Source organism: Ignavibacteria bacterium, from assembly GCA_016873845.1.
Classification (GTDB): Bacteria; Bacteroidota; Ignavibacteria; order Ch128b; family Ch128b; genus JAHJVF01.
In genome coordinates, this window is the sequence record VGVX01000009.1 from 1 (window position 1) to 19,341 (window position 19,341).

At 34.3% G+C, this 19,341-nt stretch carries 19 protein-coding genes and 1 tRNA gene; 10 read left to right on the plus strand and 10 right to left on the minus strand.

The features are described 5' to 3' along the window. The 4 genes from FJ213_03540 to FJ213_03555 form a co-directional block, all read right to left on the minus strand. The coding region (locus tag FJ213_03540) for a glycosyltransferase family 4 protein (GenBank protein ID MBM4175236.1) at window positions 1–653 on the minus strand (653 nt) is incomplete at its 3' end. Between the two features lie 6 nt (window positions 654–659). Further along, window positions 660–1,742: a M24 family metallopeptidase gene (locus FJ213_03545; protein ID MBM4175237.1), complete on the minus strand. Its 1,083-nt coding sequence runs from the start codon at window positions 1,740–1,742 to the stop codon at window positions 660–662. Beyond that, entirely contained in the window at window positions 1,742–3,214 is a 1,473-nt protein-coding gene (gene guaB, locus FJ213_03550; protein ID MBM4175238.1) for an IMP dehydrogenase, read from the minus strand. Before guaB ends, FJ213_03545 begins: the two co-directional genes overlap by 1 nt. Window positions 3,215–3,253: 39 nt before the next feature. After that, a complete protein-coding gene (locus tag FJ213_03555) occupies window positions 3,254–4,420 on the minus strand; it encodes an acyl-CoA dehydrogenase (protein MBM4175239.1) in 1,167 nt (388 codons plus the stop codon). Window positions 4,421–4,608: 188 nt separating this feature from the next. On the opposite strand from FJ213_03555, the gene FJ213_03560 reads away from it, so the two are divergent. From FJ213_03560 to clpP, 3 genes are all read left to right on the plus strand, one after another. Further along, window positions 4,609–4,693: transfer RNA gene (locus tag FJ213_03560), tRNA-Leu, on the plus strand. Between the two features lie 22 nt (window positions 4,694–4,715). Continuing rightward, window positions 4,716–5,999 (plus strand): trigger factor, encoded by a 1,284-nt coding sequence (tig, locus tag FJ213_03565; GenBank protein MBM4175240.1) that lies wholly within the window; start codon window positions 4,716–4,718, stop codon window positions 5,997–5,999. 12 nt (window positions 6,000–6,011) lie between these two features. Further along, window positions 6,012–6,629 (plus strand): ATP-dependent Clp endopeptidase proteolytic subunit ClpP, encoded by a 618-nt coding sequence (clpP, locus tag FJ213_03570; protein ID MBM4175241.1) that lies wholly within the window; start codon window positions 6,012–6,014, stop codon window positions 6,627–6,629. A 1-nt stretch (window position 6,630) separates the two neighbouring features. On the opposite strand, the gene FJ213_03575 is transcribed toward clpP, so the two are convergent. Genes FJ213_03575 through prmC form a run of 6 tightly spaced genes read right to left on the minus strand, consistent with a single transcriptional unit; the run spans window position 6,631 to window position 12,621 of the window. Continuing rightward, window positions 6,631–7,236, minus strand: coding sequence for a sigma-70 family RNA polymerase sigma factor (locus FJ213_03575; GenBank protein MBM4175242.1), 606 nt, complete (start codon window positions 7,234–7,236; stop codon window positions 6,631–6,633). Continuing rightward, the gene (locus FJ213_03580; protein ID MBM4175243.1) at window positions 7,211–8,080 is read right to left on the minus strand and encodes a hypothetical protein; all 870 of its coding nucleotides are present in this window, start codon (window positions 8,078–8,080) and stop codon (window positions 7,211–7,213) included. Before FJ213_03580 ends, FJ213_03575 begins: the two co-directional genes overlap by 26 nt. Continuing rightward, on the minus strand, window positions 8,065–10,377 hold the full coding sequence (locus tag FJ213_03585; GenBank protein MBM4175244.1) for a ComEC family competence protein: 2,313 nt from the start codon (window positions 10,375–10,377) through the stop codon (window positions 8,065–8,067). Before FJ213_03585 ends, FJ213_03580 begins: the two co-directional genes overlap by 16 nt. After that, window positions 10,367–11,281, minus strand: a complete 915-nt coding sequence (locus FJ213_03590; protein MBM4175245.1) for a metalloenzyme — start codon at window positions 11,279–11,281, stop codon at window positions 10,367–10,369. The genes FJ213_03585 and FJ213_03590 overlap by 11 nt, the downstream gene beginning before the upstream one ends. A gap of 48 nt (window positions 11,282–11,329) precedes the next feature. Next, a complete protein-coding gene (locus FJ213_03595) occupies window positions 11,330–11,782 on the minus strand; it encodes a D-tyrosyl-tRNA(Tyr) deacylase (protein ID MBM4175246.1) in 453 nt (150 codons plus the stop codon). Then, on the minus strand, window positions 11,779–12,621 hold the full coding sequence (prmC, locus tag FJ213_03600; protein ID MBM4175247.1) for a peptide chain release factor N(5)-glutamine methyltransferase: 843 nt from the start codon (window positions 12,619–12,621) through the stop codon (window positions 11,779–11,781). Before prmC ends, FJ213_03595 begins: the two co-directional genes overlap by 4 nt. 46 nt (window positions 12,622–12,667) lie before the next feature. On the opposite strand from prmC, the gene FJ213_03605 reads away from it, so the two are divergent. From FJ213_03605 to FJ213_03635, 7 genes are read left to right on the plus strand one after another with little or no spacing between them, the layout of a single operon-like run. Beyond that, complete coding sequence (locus tag FJ213_03605) at window positions 12,668–13,720, plus strand: glycosyltransferase family 9 protein (GenBank protein ID MBM4175248.1); 1,053 nt, start codon at window positions 12,668–12,670, stop codon at window positions 13,718–13,720. 43 nt (window positions 13,721–13,763) lie between these two features. Further along, a complete protein-coding gene (locus tag FJ213_03610) occupies window positions 13,764–14,807 on the plus strand; it encodes a hypothetical protein (GenBank protein ID MBM4175249.1) in 1,044 nt (347 codons plus the stop codon). A 47-nt stretch (window positions 14,808–14,854) separates the two neighbouring features. Then, the gene (locus FJ213_03615; protein ID MBM4175250.1) at window positions 14,855–15,880 is read left to right on the plus strand and encodes a glycosyltransferase family 9 protein; all 1,026 of its coding nucleotides are present in this window, start codon (window positions 14,855–14,857) and stop codon (window positions 15,878–15,880) included. A 7-nt stretch (window positions 15,881–15,887) separates the two neighbouring features. Continuing rightward, the gene (locus tag FJ213_03620; protein MBM4175251.1) at window positions 15,888–17,030 is read left to right on the plus strand and encodes a glycosyltransferase family 9 protein; all 1,143 of its coding nucleotides are present in this window, start codon (window positions 15,888–15,890) and stop codon (window positions 17,028–17,030) included. Window positions 17,031–17,083: 53 nt separating this feature from the next. Continuing rightward, the gene (locus FJ213_03625) at window positions 17,084–17,923 is read left to right on the plus strand and encodes a homocysteine S-methyltransferase family protein (protein MBM4175252.1); all 840 of its coding nucleotides are present in this window, start codon (window positions 17,084–17,086) and stop codon (window positions 17,921–17,923) included. Further along, window positions 17,898–18,722: a 4-(cytidine 5'-diphospho)-2-C-methyl-D-erythritol kinase gene (gene ispE / locus FJ213_03630; GenBank protein ID MBM4175253.1), complete on the plus strand. Its 825-nt coding sequence runs from the start codon at window positions 17,898–17,900 to the stop codon at window positions 18,720–18,722. The genes FJ213_03625 and ispE overlap by 26 nt, the downstream gene beginning before the upstream one ends. Further along, window positions 18,716–19,324, plus strand: a complete 609-nt coding sequence (locus FJ213_03635; GenBank protein ID MBM4175254.1) for an N-acetylmuramoyl-L-alanine amidase — start codon at window positions 18,716–18,718, stop codon at window positions 19,322–19,324. Before ispE ends, FJ213_03635 begins: the two co-directional genes overlap by 7 nt. Window positions 19,325–19,341: the final 17 nt, after the last annotated feature.

Consider the following 19,341-nt stretch of genomic DNA (forward strand, 5'->3'; position numbering starts at 1 on the left):
GGAATAATTTTAATATCCTCCGAAGATAAAAAGGGATAATTGATCAACAAATGTTCTTTAAGCTGTCTGGTATAGACAATTATTTTATTTGTATTTAAAAGAACTCGTTGTTCCATTTTTTTTACTATAGTGCGGTGAATTGGAGTAGGATACCACGAAAGAACATCATCAAGCCATGCATCACGGTAATCTAAAATCAGAGGAATATCGAATTTTCTTTTGAGTTCGTCGCCAATTCTAAAAGTAGTGTACGGCGGGGCGGTTGCAAATATTATGTCATGTTTTTCATTCTGTAAAAGCTCAGAAGCAACTTTTAGTGCATCGGACATCCATCCGCGTTTGTTATCCGGAAGCAGAAAAGTCTGACTGACTCTGTTTAGGATTTTTCTCGAGAAATCGTTTTTGAGTTTGGATTGAGAGAATAATCTCTGAGTTGGATCTTTGGGATTCGTTCTAACAATCCTAACTTTTGCATCCTCAACTTCCCTTAAAAGCGATTCATCAAAGGCATAATACGTTTTAGGATTAATTGTGAGAACCGTTGGCTCCCAATCAAAATCCTTCATGTACTTAACGAATTTTGTAATTCGCTGTACGCCACTAAAACCCATGGGCGGAAAATAATATGATATTACTAATACTTTATGCGGCATAAAAAATTAAATGATTATAAGTTCACGGGGGAGTCTACTCAACACTTCATTCCCTTTTCCCTTGATTAAAATGTCATCTTCAATCCGGACACCAAAGCATGATGGAATATATAATCCAGGTTCAATCGTAACAATTTGATTTTTGAACAGTTCATCATCGCTGTTCTTGGATATTCTTGGATATGAGTGCAAATCTAAACCAAGCCCGTGTCCCAATGCATGACCAAAATAACTTGCAAGCTTATATTTTGAGAAATATTCAATGACACTGTTATGAAGTGTTTTGACATTTGTTCCAGCTATAATTTTTTCGATAGAAAATTGATTCGCACGTAAAACAATTTCATGAACTTGTAAATATTTTTCGGATGGTCTGCCAAAATAAATATTTCTTGTTAAATCTGAATAATAGCCGTTAACAACTGCTCCCCAGTCAATCAATATAGGAGAGTTTAATTTCAATTTAGTGGCTTTTGATTTCCCATGCGGCAGAGAAGAGTTTTTTCCAAACAGCACGATTGGGGAAAAATTTTCTTCTTCAGATCCATTTATATTTAGACGATACCTGAGTTCAGTCTGGAGTTCATGTTCAGAAATTCCCTCTTTTACGTAAGGAATGATTTGCAGAAATGATTTCTCTGCAATTCGCACAGCTTTACTTATCGATTCAATAGCGAACCCATCATGAATTGAAATCGTACAGTCAAGTAATCTATCATTTAGCTTAATCTTTCTTTCTCCGAATATTTTAATCAAATCCTTGTAAAGCTTAATGGGATGTTTCTCTGTTTGCAGTAAAATTTCAACAAAGGTATTTTTGCTAAATAACGAAGCAAGAGTTTTAATAATGAAAATTTCGCAGATAAAAATCTCAGCAAGTGAATTTAACTTGAGTGATTCCTCCTTGTATCTAGAATCAGTAATTATTATGAATTTATCACTGGTTAAGATACAGCAGGCATTAGAAGAATTTAATCCAGTAAGGTAACGTAAATCATTGGGAGTGAAACTGATGAAAGCACGACTTTTTGTTAGAGATAAACTTCTCCTTACAGATGATATTCTTCTCTTGAATTGTCGTTTATTCATCAGTTAATCTTAGTACGGTAGTTTGGTGATTCTTTCGTGATGATTATATCATGCGGATGGCTTTCCCGCAGTCCAGCCTCAGTAACCTTGATAAATTTTGATTTCGTTTTTAGTTCATCGATATTTTTGACTCCGCAATAACCCATTGCAGATCTTAATCCGCCAAGCATCTGATAAATTGTATCGGATAAAGGACCTTTAAATGGAACTCGTCCTTCGATTCCTTCAGGAACAAGTTTAGTGATATCTTCTTCGACATCCTGAAAATATCTATCTTTACTCCCTTTTTGCATAGCAGAAAGAGAACCCATTCCTCTATAAACTTTAAAGCTTCTCCCTTCATATAGAATTTTTTCACCAGGACTTTCCTCAACTCCAGCGAATAATCCTCCAATCATCACTGAATCAGCACCGGCTGCAATCGCTTTAGGAATATCTCCTGTTTGTTTAATTCCACCATCGGCAATAATAGGCACTTTAAATTTTCCGGCTGCTTTAGAACATTCAATCACAGCTGAGATCTGTGGTACACCAATTCCAGCGATCACACGGGTTGTACAAATTGAACCCGGACCAATTCCGACTTTAACACAATCTGCACCAGCCTTGATCACATCTGTTGTTGCCTCTGCAGTCCCAACATTTCCTGCAATAATTTCAATTGAAGGATATTTCTTTTTAATATTTCTAACCATGTCCAAGACACCTTGGGAATGCGCATGAGCCGTATCGACAGCTATAATATCGACTGATGATTTTACCAGCTCATCAACACGTTCAATCGTCGTCCCATCAATACCAACTGCAGCACCTACTCTCAATCGACCGAAGTTGTCTTTACAAGCAAATGGATGCTTTTTCTTTTTTTGAATATCTTTAAATGTAATCAGTCCTATTAACTTTCCTTTTTTATCCACAACCGGTAATTTTTCAATTTTATATTTCTGGAGAATCTGTTCAGCTTTTTCTAAAGTAGTTCCTGAAGTTGTTGTGATTAAATTTTCCTTAGTCATTATCTCTTGAACATGAAGATTGAGATTAGGTTCAAATCTTAAATCTCTATTTGTGAGAATTCCAACTAAAAAAAGATCGTCATTAATAACTGGAATTCCGGAAATGTGATATTTCTGCATTAGTTCAAGTGCCTCACGAACAGTTTGTTCAGGCCGAACAGTAATTGGATCCTTTATCATCCCGCTTTCTGATCGCTTGACTTTTTCGACCATTTCTTTTTGCTGTGAGATCGACATATTCTTGTGCAAAATTCCAATTCCCCCCTCACGAGCGATGGCGATTGCAAATTCATATTCGGTAACCGTATCCATTGCAGCAGAGATGATTGGAATATTTAGTATGATACTATTTGTGAGTTTCGTTTTCAGGTCAACATTTCGTGGAAGTACGTTTGACTTCCTCGGAACAAGCAGTACATCATCAAATGTTAGTGCTTCAAATAAGACTTTCTCTTTCATTTCTATCTCAAATGTTTTTATACTTTGAATATAATATTCTTAATCATACGCAGGGTAGCCGGTAATGTCTTCTCCAACTATTAAGGTATGCATTTCATGAGTACCTTCGTACGTTTTCACTGATTCTAAATTAGCTGCATGCCTCATTACCGGATATTCATCAAGAATTCCGTTTGCACCTAAAATCTCACGGGATATTCTGCAAAGATTCAGAGCAACATCACAGTTGTTCCGCTTTGCAAGTGATATCTGTGTAAATTTTGCTTTTCCTTGATCTTTCAGTTTTCCCAATTGAAAAACTATAAGCTGTGCTTTGGTGATTTCAGTAAGCATGTTGACTAATTTTGCTTGAGTTAATTGGTAAGCTGCTATTGGTTTCGAAAATTGCACCCGCGACTTTGCGTATTCAAGTGCAGTCGTGTAAGCAACCATCATTGAACCGATAACGCCCCACGCAATTCCGTATCGTGCTTGACTCAAACACATTAACGGAGATTTTAATCCCGATGTATTTGGAAGAAAATGGCTTTCAGGAACAAATACATTGTCAAAAATCAATTCTGAAGTAATTGAAGCACGCAGAGAATGTTTATTCTTTGTTTCAGGCGCCGTGAACCCTTTGAAGTCTTTCTCAACTAAAAATCCATTAACTATACCATCCAGCTTTGCCCAAACCACAGCCACGTCCGCAATTGTTCCGTTTGTAATCCACATCTTTGCTCCATTCAATACATATCCTCCATCAACTTTTTCCGCACGTGTTATCATTCCTCCGGGATTTGACCCATAATCAGGTTCAGTCAGTCCGAAACATCCAACTTTTTCTCCCTTCGATAATTTTGGCAACCAACAAAACCTTTGTGCCTCACTGCCAAAGGTAAAAATTGGATACATAACTAAAGCACTCTGCACTGATGCAAAACTTCTTATTCCACTATCGCCGCGTTCGAGTTCTTGCATTATCATACCATAAGCTATGTTATTAAGTTCAGCACATCCATACTTTTGCGGTAGAGTTGCACCGAAAACACCGAGCTCAGCGAGTTTTTGGACCAAGTCAATTGGAAATGTTCCATCACGATAATGCTTTTCAATAATTGGAATAACATTATCGTCGACAAATTCTCTAAGAGTATTTCTAATTAATTTTTCTTCTTCCGTGAAGGAATCGTCGATCGAATAATAATCAACACCAGTGAATTTCATTTTACCTCAAGAATTTATTTCCAAGTTATGGATGCACAAATAAATAAGCAAGAAAGTTGCTTATAATTGAATTCTATGATAAAAAACTTCATTTCGGAATTAAAACAAGTGATTACGGCTAATGAACTTTTTGAAGACAAATATTTTTGTTACTTTTGTAACCGAATTTCGAAATGATATATATTACTGCGAAAGTGGCGGAACTGGCAGACGCGCTAGACTTAGGATCTAGTGAGGAAACTCGTAGGGGTTCGAGTCCCCTCTTTCGCACTAACAAAAACATTAAGAGGTAAATTTGAGTATAGAAGTCCAAAAGTTGGAAAATTGTGAACATGAAATGTCTGTAAAAATGGATTCTGCTGAAGCATCTGATTTTTTCGAAAAGATGTATCAACGTGAGGCTAAAAAAATTACAATTACTGGTTTTAGAAAAGGGAAAGCTCCACTCTCCCTCGTAAAAAAAACTCATGGAGAAAGTTTAAAAATTCAAAATCTTGACAAAATCGTTGTTGAAAAATTCTGGAAAGAAATCGATGCAAGAAATATTGATGTAATTAGTACACCCGTACTTTCACATTTGGATATCGATGATAATGACAACATCGAATTCAAAATGAAGTATGAGACATATCCTGAAATAGAGTTAAAAGATATCAAAAAAATAGCAGCAGAAAAAATAGAATACGAAATAAGTGAAGACTTTATTGATGAAGAAATAAAACAAGTTCTATTCTCAAAACATAAATCTGAAGTAATAGATTCAGTAGTCGATAATGAAGTTATAATCGAGATAGAGATTGTACGCGTGGATAAAAGCGGTTTAGCAATCATTGGCGAGAAAACCGAAAAAACAAAACTTTACTTGAATTCTCCAGATGCAAACAAAAATTTGATCGAGTCTTTAATTTCAAAAAACTCCGGAGATGAATTTATTTTTACCCATGTTCCTCAGCATGAACATCATGAAGGGCATGACCATGTACCCGAAGAGGAAAAATTCCAAGTTAAAGTTTGCTCTGTTGAAAAAGTTATTTTACCCGAACTGAATGACGAGTTTGTATCTGAACTAACGAAGGGTGAAATTAAAACTGTACCAGAGTTTCGTCAAAAGGTGAAAGATAATTTAGTCGGAAGATATGAAAATATATCACAAAGAATCTTTCACTCGAGTTTAATGAGTGAGCTTGTCCGTCAAAATGATTTCAATCCTCCAAATAGTTTCATAGAAAAAACTTTGGCTTCATTTATTGAAGAGGAAAAAACTAAATACCCGAACAAGAAATTTCCATCGGAAGTTAATATAGAAAAAATGCGTGAATCCAAGAAGCCCGATGCAATTTGGGGAGTTAAGTGGATGATCTTGCGTGATAAGCTTCTTCAGGATCACAACCTTAAAGTTGATGATGAAGAGATTGATAAAGTTGCTGAGACCGAATCAGAAAAAACCGGCATCACAAAAAATAAGATGAAAGAATATTTGACTAATTCTAGTTACTTCCTTTCGAATCTCAAGAATGAAAAAGCGTTTAAACTGCTAAAAGAAAATGCACAAATAAAAACTGTTAAAAAAAGTGTTTAATTAGGAGTATATATGAGCGAGAAAATATACAATCAGTTAGTTCCATACGTAATTGAACAAACTGGCCGCGGTGAACGCGGAATGGACATCTTCTCACGATTACTACGTGAAAGAATTATTATTATTGGTACTCCAATCGACGATCATATTGCAAGTCTGATAATTGCACAATTGATTTTCCTCGAATCTGAGGATCCGGATAAAGATATTAACCTCTATGTCAATTCTCCTGGCGGAAGTGTAAGTGCTGGATTGGCAATTTACGATACAATGCAATATATCAAGTGTGATATTGCAACAATCTGTATCGGACTTGCTGCAAGCATGGGTGCAATTCTCCTCGCTGGTGGAACTAAAGGGAAAAGAACTTCTTTACCAAATTCTCGAATTATGATCCATCAGCCATGGGGAGGATTTCAAGGAACTGCATCTGATATCAGTATTCAAGCTGAAGAGATAATTAAGATCAAGCAAAGACTGAATCAAATATTATCACAGCATACTGGAAAAGAGATCGAGCAGATCGAGAAAGATACTGATAGAGATCGTTATATGTCGGTTGAAGATGCAAAAGAGTACGGAATAATTGATAATATTTTAGTTAAGCGAACAGACGTTAAAAAAAAATAATTCAGATCATCCTGATCTTATCTTTAAGCTGTTTATTGAGCAATTCCCTCGCTCTGAAAAGATGGGCTTTTACCGTACCAAGCGGCAGATCCATCAATTCGGCAATTTCTTCATAAGACATATCCTCTTGATGTCTTAATTCAATTACTTTCTTATATCTTTCTGGAAGTGAATCTATTGCATTATTAATAATTTGCTGCCGCTGTTCAAGAATAATTTCTTTATCTGCAAGAAAGGATGTATCGGGAATTTCAAATGGGCCATCATTCTCTACATCTTCCATTCCAGATTCGATTGAAAAAGTCGTCAGTTTCTTTTTCCTGATGTAATCGATTGTATTGTTTATACCAATCCTAAACAGCCAAGTTGAAAAAGCAAACTCTTGATTGTATGATGGCAAAGAAGCGAAAGCTTTAATGAATGCTTCTTGCGTAAGATCTTCGACTTCTTTCTTGTCGAATACCATTTTATAGATCAAGCTTTGCAGAGAAGGTTTGTACTTCTTCAATAGCCAGGAATAAGCATCTTGGTCACCACTTATTGCTGCCCTAACATGGATCAAGTCATCTTGCTTGGAATTTTCAGTTTTCTTTTCTGCAGGAGTCATCTGAAGTAATTTTTTCTAACTCTTTTTTGAGATACAAACCATCTTTTTTTAATGATATGTAATCATATAAAATAATGAAACAAAGATATGTAATTGAGCTAAAAAACAAAAAGAATATGATTGAGAACAATCCAATGATTCTAAGAATAGTAATTCTATCTTCGATAAATACAAATAATTCACCGCCAAGAAATACTCTGATGAATTCATAAGCAAGAAAGATAGATACGAAAACAGTCGACGCAGCTATCACTAAGAGTATTCGTGAGGTTAATCCGATTATAAACGATTTCCACCAAAAATGTTGGATTTGTTTTTGCAGTGATATCCGCATCACTGACGATTGTCTTACTTTGAAATAATGAATCCAATCATGATAAAAGTAAGTTGAAGTAATCGGAAATATCATATTGATGATCGCCGGCATTACCAGAAATACTATAAATACTAACGTTGAAAAATTTGAGACTAAAATCTGTAAAGAGCTTTGAATAATAATTTGTGGCAATGAATACCAGATAATTTTTGTGCTATAGAAATCTGTGCGTAGCAAAAATCTTTTTGATAGCTGAATCCGAGTAGATGATTGTATACTTATGAGCAGTATAATCAGAATAATCACCACATATATACCATTTGCTGAATTTAGATATGAATAATTAAGTTGAAAATCGAGTTGAAGTATGGTAAACATTGCGAGCAAGATTAAAATTAAATTAAGCAGAAATACACGCGAAAATATATATCCGATGTTATCGAAGAATATTTTAATAGCTGCTGCAATGAAATCCAAAGAGCCAACAGGTTCATTCTCTTCTAAGTATGTATTTATATCTTTCGCCAATCTATTTCCTCAATGTTATTTTTATCAAGTTTAAAAATTCTGGTCCCAAGAATTCGTCTTTGATTTTGCGAACTTTCCTCTGCCTCAGTAAATCTATAAGATTTATTTTCAATATCATTAATTAAGAAATTCATTGAATCAATTCCGATCTCCGAATATATTCTTAGGAATCCCTTTTTGAGTTCAACTCCAGAGGCGCGAATAGTGGTTTTAGGATTAAGTTCAATCGCGTTGGAATCCGAAATAAGAATTATTGAGTGCTTAGTATCAATCAAGTATTTATTGAGTGTATGATTTTCTCTAATTTGAGGAGAAATAACGCTGTTCGAAAAAATAGTTCTAGATGAATTTGTATCAACTAAAATATCATTAGAGCTGAACATGAATTGATGGGGCTTCTGATCATTTATTAAATTCAAACCAAGATCGAGTTCTGAATCGATAATTTTTATCTCGTCTAGCGTAAATCCCTCAATTAATTTCAACTTTAGCTCATCATTCAATAATCTCTCATTAATTCTTAGGCATTTTCCGACTTCATTCACCAGTTCATTTATTAATGATGAATCTTTTACTTTCCTGATTTTTATTACTCTTGAGTTAGGATCAATTACACTTATAGATGAGATATTCTCTGTCTCCATTATAATCAAATATGTTTGATCATTTTCTAAATATTTCTTTTGAAATAATGGAAAGTATATCATGTATAAACAAATGACTGAGACCGGCAGAATCGCTCTGAATAATTTACTTTCACTTCTATTAAAAAAATAGATGAAGAATCCAATAAAGAAAAAATAAATCACCGCATTGATTGATGAATAGTTATCTATCACAACAAATGCAAATGACACTTCACCGAATGCTTTAATTAGGTTGAGAGTAATATTGACTAATGCCGATGAAGCAAGTTCATAAATGGAAAATAAGAATGGAAATATATTTAGTGTTATTAGGGAGATGATTCCTGAAGCAAGAATAATTCCAATCAGCGGAATGACAAAAATATTAGCAACTAATGAAATAATGGAAAGCTTTTCATAGTATCCAATTACAAAAGGAAGAGTCCCAATTTGTACAGCAAGAGAAACAAGGAATAAATCGATTATTGAATTTCTCATAGGAAACTTTGGAATTTTATTAACAAGCTTCCCCTTCAGTTTATCGAACAATGGATATACAAGCGCGATAGATAATACAGCACCGAATGATAGTTGAAAACCAGGATTGAAAAGATCGTTGGGCTTTAGCATTAAAATGATTATTCCGGAAATCGAGATAGTGCTTAATAGATTAGATTTCCGCTGAAGTAATTTTGTTGCGAGCCACAATATTGCCATCGACGAAGCTCGTATAACTGATGGAGAAGCATTGGTTATTTGGATGAACAACATTAATCCAAGTGAAACCAGAAAGAACTGTATATATTTATTGAATCTGCCGGACAATGCAATAAGAATGATCAAAATGTAACCTGTATGTAATCCGGATACAGCAAGAACATGAGCAACGCCTGAGTTAACAAAATTTGTTTTAACATCGGCAGGTATTTCGCTTCTATCACCCGTTAGTAATCCACGAAGCAGAAACCCAGTATTTGTCTCCAAGTTTTTATCTATCTGGTTAATAATTTTTAACCGTAAATCACTGATAAGATTTCCGAAGGAAAAGTGATATTTATAATGTTCGAGTAAATCGATTCTGGAATACTCGTTACAGGTAATTAATCCACTGACATTTTTCCATTCTAGATATTTTAAATAATCAAAATCACCTGGATAGATTTGTCCGACCGGTTTTTTAAAATACCCTTCAATTTGAATTACATTGCCAATTTTTATTATCGAGTTGTAGACGTTCAATGACAACTCATCTGCGCGCGATGGAGTTATCTCTACTAAGGAACTAATCTTTATTGGAAGGATCTTTCCCTCTAATCCAATTTCATCGGACGCAAGAATGAATTTGATTTTATTTTTATTGATGCAGTCAATTTCACCAATTGTACCTTTGACGAATATCTTTCTATTGTAAAGATGATCAATGAACTCTTCGCCGGCAGTATTTTGATTTTGTAATTGATAAACACCAATACCGCAAAGAAAAATTAAACTTATAAGAAGTAGTGAATTAACAAATATTTTATTAAAGAGAAATAATCTTACAATGGTAAGAACAATTGGGATACTTAATAAAATTAACAAATCCATAGACCTGAACGAAAAATGTTCAGCTGCAATAATTCCTGATGCCAGCGAAATAAAACTAATTAAAAATAGGTTTTTACTTACCATTTATATACGAAACGATACTGCGTTTCACATCATTCAATGATTTTATTCGAGCAGCAAATCTATTATGATATTTCCCAACAGCTATTCCTAACGCCGAATTACGCGTATGAGTCTTAACAGATAAATCTTCAATATTGCCATGGTCGGAAATAACCAAAAGTAGATTTTTCCTATAGTCGAAATTAGATAATATTCCCTCCATGAAACCATCAAAATTCCGAATGACGTGATAGGCAAAATTAAAATCTTGACTATGGCCAGCATGATCGGTTAGAAAGTATTCAAACAGATTAAAGTGAAATGGTTTTCCTAAATCATAAAATATTTTTCCTGCCTCTTGAGGGGAGACGATTGGAAGTGAGTAACCCAATTTTTCATTCCATATTTGATTAGTAATCTCAGCAGTAATTGCTTTTTTCTCTAAAACGTCTTCAACGCTTCGCAACCGCTGATTTGCGTTCAGGTATGAAAGAGTTGTTACAGATAGAGATTTCCTCCCCGTTTCAATATAGTCGAAGAATCGCTGCGGATAAGCATTTGCGAAGTTCACTCGATAATCTTGCTCAAGCAGTGATTGAAAGATATTTTTATCTTTTATAATGGGTTTAAGCGTTGAATATGGATATGGCCCAAAATGCTGTCCAATTGTTTTTGCAGCATTCACGCCACAAAAAATACTCGTCTGACCTGTTCCACTCTGCGGAAGACCCGGCAATCCGAGTGTTGCATTAACCGGAAAGAGAGAAAAATATTTACTGCTAATTCTGGATTTTCTTCGTGTCGGAAAACCCCCAAAATATTCGTCAATAAAATCGTACTTAAATTTTACGAATGGATTTCTTTCAGGATCATTCTTTCCAATACCAACTCCATCCAAGAATATCATTAAAACATTTCGCAGCATGTGATTGTTTATTCCCAATAATTTTGCATGTACAAACTATTATAAACTTTACTCATTCTCCGACGACACGATTAATGTGACAGGTCCATTATTTATTATTTCAACCGACATCATCGCGCCAAAGATTCCCGTTTTAACTTTATCAACACCGATTATATTGGATACATGCTCAACGAATTCCAAGTAAAGTTTATTACCCAATTCAGCATCTGCTGCTTCAGTAAAACTAGGCCTATTTCCTTTTCTGCAATCGCCATAAATAGTGAATTGCGATATAATCAACATTTCTCCGCTGATATCTATAATAGACTTATTCAGTTTTTCGTTCTCATCATTAAATATTCTGAGGTTACAAATTTTTTCTGCAATCTTTTTGATGACCGCTGAGTTATCATTTTGTTTAACACCAAGCAGAACAACTAAACCGCTTTCTATCTTGCGAACATATTCTGTATCTATTTTTACACTGCCACTACTAACTCTTTGAACAACGGCTTTCATTGTAACTCTCCCCAAATAATTCTTTCGATTTTATACAGATCTCTTTCAATCTTAATATTATGAAAATTGTTTTCTCTAAGTAAAGCCAGAACTCTTTCCGCTTGACCTTGTCCAATCTCAAAAAACAATTTTCCAGAAGATTTCAAAATACTGCGACAAATCTCACAGATTCGCTTGTAAAATAACATTTCATCCTGAACAAAAAGCGCTATCGCAGGCTCATGATCAACTATTTCTTTCTGCATATTTTTTTTTTCACTTATCGAAACATAAGGAGGATTCGAAATAACAAGATCATATTTTTTAGCATGAAGATTTTCTCTAAGTATATCTGATTTGATGAACTCTATATCATTAACTGAATTTAATTTAGCATTTTTTTGTGCTAATGATAATGCTTCCGACGATATATCTAAACACGTCACTTTCGAATCAGGAACAAGCTTCCCTATTGTAATGCCAATATTCCCTGAACCGCAACCGATGTCTAAAAGATTTACATCAGAGGAGTCCATATTTTCTAAAACACAAGATACTAGTAACTCTGTTTCAGGTCGAGGGATCAATACATTGTTATCGACCAGGAAAGTTAATCCATAAAAATTCACACTACCAAGAATGTACTGAAGGGGTTCATGTCTGCTTTTTCTTTGAAGTAATTCTCGATATTGAGTTAATTCAGAGTTTTTAAGCGGTTTATCAAACTGTGTGTAGATTCCCACGCGATCTGAATAGAGAATTTTACAAAGCAATAATTCCGCGTTCAAACGAGGACTTTCAATATTCTTTTTCTCAAGAAATTCTGCAGCCAATTTCAAAGCATCGATAATATTCAACATCAATTTTTGGAATAGAAAAGTTTTAATTAATTTAGTTAAAATTATTATGATAAAAAATCGAATCGATGTTAATCGAATTTTACTTATCAAGCTAAGGGGAATTGGAGATGTCCTCCTTTCAACTATTGTAATTCGAAACCTCGCTATTTATTTTCCGAACGCAAAGATCGATTTCTTAACTGAGCCTCCTTCTGTTCCAATAATTAATAATCTATCAGAATTAAATGAGATAATTGCTGTTCAGAGAAAAGGTGTTCTTAACACAATTAAAGCTGTATTAAAGTTACGAAAAAAGAAATATGATATTGTTTTTGATTTGTATACTAATCCAAGATCTGCGCTTTTAACATTTCTATCAAAAGGAAAAGCAAAAGTTGGCTTCAATCGACGTGGAAGACGATATGCGTATGATCTTGCTGTAAACAGAAAAGATGCACTGTATCATTCAGCCGAGGTAAATTTATTCCAATTGGAATCACTCGACATTCCAACTGTAACTAAAGAATTAATTTACCGCATTAAAGATGATGAAAAAGATTTTGCTAAAAATGTATTCATTTCAAATAATCTTGATAATATAGTTATTGGGATTTCGCCGAGCGGCGGTTGGGACTCAAAGAGATGTAAACCTTCGAAGTTTATTGAAATTTGCAAAGCAATTAGATCAAAATATTTGTTAAAGTTTATCGTTCTTTGGGGAGAAAGCGACAAATCTAATGCAGAAGAAATTTACAATAGTATAAAAGAATTTTCTGTATTGGCTCCAAAAACTTCTATTAGAGAAATGGCAGCCCTTATGTCAAAGTGCAATGCAGTAATTGCAAATGACTCCGGACCAATGCATATCAGTGCTGCAATTGGAATTCCGACATTGGCAATCCATGGTCCAACAAGCCCATTTGAGCAAGGGCCATATGGGAGCAAACATGAATGGGTAAGATTCAACGAACTTGAATGTATTCAGTGCAATTTGATAGAATGCCCTCGTCAACATGAATGTATGACTCAATTAAATTCGAATGAAGTTTTAACTAAATTCGAACTGTTGTTAATTAAAAATGATATTGAAATTAAAAACTTTGTAAATACTAAATTCTGAATTCTTGATATTCCTGAAAATGCGATCATTCTCTGCAGTTATATTGTTCTCTTTGATTCTTACAGTCGGTAAAGTTTCAGCACGAGAGATCTATTATTTCAAAGGAAGAAATTATGGCAGTGAATCAGTATTCAATCCAATCAGTCTATTTCTAAATGCAGGATTTGATATGATTCAAGTCGATAGAAATAGAAAAATATTCAACCTCCCATTGAATCGAGGAGCAAAAAATGTTTTAAGAAATCTTGCAAATCCATTCACGCCAATTCGGAATTATGGCACGTGGAACTTTATCAGAGATCAAATTTTACCAATTTCTTTTGAAAGGAACAACGCTCAATATTGGCCTAACTACACGCTGCATTTAATCGGCGGAGGAATGACTTACGTCAACATGACAGAATGGTACTCATATTATAAATTTCCTTCTCCCGAAATTTTTTCTTTGCTTACATATGCAATGTACCACTTTATTAATGAAGCAGTCGAAAATGATACTCATCAAGGTGATAATGTTGATCCTATCGCGGATATTTATATTTTCGATATAGGAGCAGTAATTTTATTTTCATTTGATAACGTGAAAAAGTTTTTTGCTGAGGATCTGAATTTAGCTGATTGGTCTCTCCAACCTTCATTCATTTTGATGGACGAACCAGAACTCCATAACAATGGTCAATTTTTTTCTATCAAATGGAAATTCCCCTTTTCCGATCATTTACATCTTTTCTATTATTTCGGTACAAATGGTGTCGGTGGACTTTCTTACAAATTTGATTCAGGAGAAGCTATTTCACTTGGAGTTGGAATGGCTGCGAGTGAATTTATCACCTTAAACGCAATTAGCAACAAGAAAACCTTGGACCTTGTATGGAATCTCGGATTATTTTATGATTTAAACAACTCTCTATTGGCAAACATCTCATGGACCAAAAAGACAGATTATATGATAAATGTAAATATTTATCCTGGTTTAATAAAAATTGGAGATATCTCGCCAGGATTATGGCTCGCGATAAATAAAAATGGTAGTTCGATTTGGGGATTAAATTTTTCGTGGCTCCCATTCGGATTTGCCCTGAAGTAAATTTAGTCTTATTCATCTTCTCCCATTTCCTTGCATAATAATAGTTAATTCCTAAACTTTGCAGTGTGGTTAAAGATAATTTGACAAATAAAAATATTTTGATTATCCGCTTAGGTAAAATCGGCGATATTATTGTTTCGTCATTTGTGTTTGAAGTTCTAAAAAATCAATATCATCTTTCAAAATTAACTTTAATAACACTTCACAAAAACAAAGATGTACTCAAGTATAATCCCCAACTCGATAAAATTATTTATATCAATAAAAATATTTTTTCGTTATTAAAGCTAATAAATCTTTTGCCAATTAAGTTTGATATAATATTCGAATTAAACGACGATCCATCTACAACTTCCTCGTATATTCTTAAGTATCTCAGAGGGAAAATAAAAATAGGTTATACATTTGATAAGAATATTAAGCACCTCACAACATCTGTAAATAGACCAGACAAAACAAAATCTCACATAGTTGAAAGAGCTGCTTCTTTAATTGAGGGGAGCGGAATAAAAGTCAACGAAGCAGACTTAAAACCAATTGTTTATATAGGAGAACAAGAAAAAGACGAAGTGCTCCAACATTTAAAACACGAGAGAGAACATGCATTAATAATTGCGATAAATATTTCTGCAGGTGCACAGATTCGTTACTGGAAGGAAGAATACTGGATACAGCTTATCCAAATAATTTACAATAACAGGCCCAATGTTAAGTTCCTGATATTGTCAATCCCGAAAGATGATTCACAAAGAGATAAAATCCTTTCAAACTTTGATCCGAAGGTATTCATTATTCCAAAGTACTTCAGCTTTCAACATTTTGCTTCATACATCAATTTCTGCGATTTACTCATTTCACCAGATACTTCAGCGATTCATATAGCCTCTGCATTTCAAAAACCAGTAATCGGACTTTATCCTAACTATGAATGGTCGTTTGTGAGCTGGCAGCCATACAAAACGCCGCATCGCTCACTAAAATCTCCTGACGAATCAATTTCAGCTATTCAGCCAGAAGAAGTCTACAGTGCTTTCTTAGAACTAACAGATGAAACACAACTATTTAAAAAATAACTCAACTATGAAATCAAAATTTAATATTCCCGATTGTAAAAATTTTACAGGATACAAACCATGCCAACCTGGTTATAACTGTCTTGAAGATGGATGTAAAGATGAAAATCATTTTGGTGTGAAAATATTAATAATTAATCTCGATGCAATGGGTGATGTGATTATGACAACCGCTCAACTCGCAGGATTAAAAAGAAAATATCCGGTATCAACGATATATTGGATCACACTAAAAAATGCTTACTATCTGATACGAAACAATCCATTCATCGATTTTCCTCTCGAATGGAAATTCGAAAATTCTTTGTTCTTAAATCAGATTGAATTTGATCTTATTCTAAATGCAGACAAATCTCGTAGCGCATGTTCACTGCACAAATCATTAAAAGGGAAAGAGAAATTTGGATTCACCTTGAATGAAAATGGAATTATCGTTCCAGAGAATTCATTCGCCGATTACAATTATCTCCTTGGTCAAAATGATCAAATAAAATTTCGCGAGAATCAAAGAACCGGACAAGACATTTTAGCTGAGACCTTCAATAATGACTATCAAAGAGATAGATATATTTTAAACTTAACTGAAAAAGAAAAAATATTTGCTTCCGATTTTAGAAACTCGATTCTTAAAGGTAAGAATCAACTTGTAATTGGATTTAACACCGGATGCTCACTTTTATATCCGAACAAAAAAATGACTGTCGAGCAACATGTTGAATTAATAAGTCGATTATCAACAAACAAGAATTACAAATTAGTTTTATTAGGCGGTCCCGAAGACACTGATCGAAACAATCAAATAAAAGAACTCTGCGGCGAAAAAGTAGTAATGACTCCGACAAACGAAGGGCTTCGAAAGGGATTGTGTTACATCGATGTTTGTGATTTGATAATTACCGGAGATTCTTTTGGAATGCACGCCTCAATAGCTTTGCAAAAATATATTTTAGTATGGTTTGGCGTAAGTTGCTGGTCAGAAATAGATTTGTACGATTATGGGAAGAAATTTATTCCTAAAGATTTGTTCTGTTCTCCATGCTGGAAAAAAGTCTGTCCGTATAATTTAGAATGTATTAAAATGATTGACATAGTCGGAATGATTAACGAAGTAAATAATTTTTACTCAAACATATTTCTGAAGCAGATTTGATCGATAGACAATATTTTCTCAATTCACCTAAACCTCTGCTCCTTGATGGTCCAATGGGTTCTCGACTTATTGAATACGGGCAGCAGCTTAATACCCCGATCTGGTCAGCAGAAATATTAATGAAAAATCCTGGGCTGATTCAATCAATTCATACAGAATATATAGACTCAGGTGCTGACATAATTCGTACAAACACATTTCGTACAAACCCGTATGCGTGTGATCAATACCGATCAAAAATTGATTACAAACATCTTGTGAAAATTGCAGTAGAAGCTGCTAAGAACGCATTGACTAATTCTAATAAAGTGAATTTACTCGTTGCGGGTTCAAATGCGCCGGCAAGTGACTGCTATTCAAAGAACCAGCAGTTAAGTTCGGAAGAACTATACAATAACCACATTAAGCATATATCAACTTTATACGAAACTGGAGTTGATTTCATACTCAATGAAACTTTTGGCGATCATTTTGAATTGGAAATTGCAGCAAAGATCTGCTATGAGCTAAAAATTCCATTTGCAGCAAGTCTGCTTATCAATAATGAGAATGAGACATATCATGGACAAAATTTAAAAAGTGCGTTACAAAATTTACTAATGTATGACCCGATCTTTGTTTCACTGAATTGCTGCCACCCAGATTCTTTAATAAATGCACTCCCAATGCTGGCTGATTCTAATCCGTTTGGAGTCTATCCTAACCTTGGAACAGTTGACTCATTTACTAAAAATTTTTTAGTTCGAGATTTTACAGAATCAGATTTGACTGACTTTACAAATTCTGTTATAAATTCAGGGGCAAGTGTTATTGGCGTCTGTTGCGGCGGTAATTCGGATGACGTTAGATTAATGCGAAGATTAATTGATGCGAGGAGAGATGAAATTCATTAGTCTAGCAAAAATTAATATTGGACTGAATATAATCTCAAAACGAAGTGATGGGTATCATAACCTTGAAACGATTTTCTACCCCATAAATCTTTTTGATGATCTTGAATTCATTGAGAGTGACAAATTCTCAATTGATTGTACCGATCCAAGCATCCCAACTGACAGTTCAAATTTAATTTGGAAAGCTAAAGATCTTATTCAAGAAAAAAGTTCGGAAGAAATAAATGTAAGAGTTAAACTACTGAAACGGATTCCATCATTTGCCGGATTAGGCGGCGGAAGCTCAAACGCTGCAATTACTTTGAAAGCGCTAAAACAAATTTACAACATTGATTTGACTAAGGATGAATTGCAGTCAATCGCGGTTAGAATTGGTGCAGATGTCCCCTTCTTTCTCGAAAACAAGCCTTGTTTTGCTCAAGGCAGAGGAGAAATATTGTTACCCCTAAATGATTTTCAAGTTGATGGAAAAATCGTTGTAGTGTTTCCAAAAGTTAATGTCTCTACTGCTTGGGCATATAGTGAAATTACTCCTAAGCATCCATATTTTAGCATAGCATCAATAAAAACTTTTTCGGATTTCTTGGAGAACACAAATAAGATAGAAAACGATTTTGAACATCCTGTATTCTTTAAATATCCAGAAATTGGCGAAATCAAAAACTACCTAATAAAAATGGGTTCAATATATTCATCACTCACTGGCAGCGGTTCTGCAGTTTATGGGATATTCCCTTTCGATGTGGAATTAACGCAAATCAAATCTTACTTATCAAATTATGAGGTTTTCGAATGTTAAAAAATATTTTTCTTCTTTTTGCTCTAATCTTTATAGCTTTCTTTAATTCATGCAGTCATTTCAAGCTTCTTAGTTGGGATGAATTAAATATCATTCCCAGGTCAGCTTGGAATGCAAGTGAACCTCATGAGTATAAATCCCACATGATTAATCGAATTACAATCCACCATGAAGGTACATTCTTTCATCAAGACAGTTCTGCATTGCGTCATGTGAAAAATGTTCAAACCTGGGGAATGGGACCAGACAGAAATTGGATCGATGTTCCTTACCATTATTTGATCGACGGAAAAGGAAATATCATAGAAGGAAGAAATCCATTAACTGTCGGTGAAACAAATACCTCATACGATCCTACTGGACATGTTTTAATTTCGGTAATTGGACAGTATCATAAAAGGCAAATTCTTAGAGAGGAACAGTTGAATTCAATTGTTCAGCTTGCAGCTAATTTATGTTTGAAGTATAACCTGTCGCCGGATTCAATTAAGGGTCATAGAGATTTCTGTAAACCTGGTGAAACAAGCTGCCCGGGCGATGATATTTATCAATACATTGATGATGGAACGATTAGAAACCGCGTGAAAAAATTAGTTAAATAATATTTGAATTCTTAATC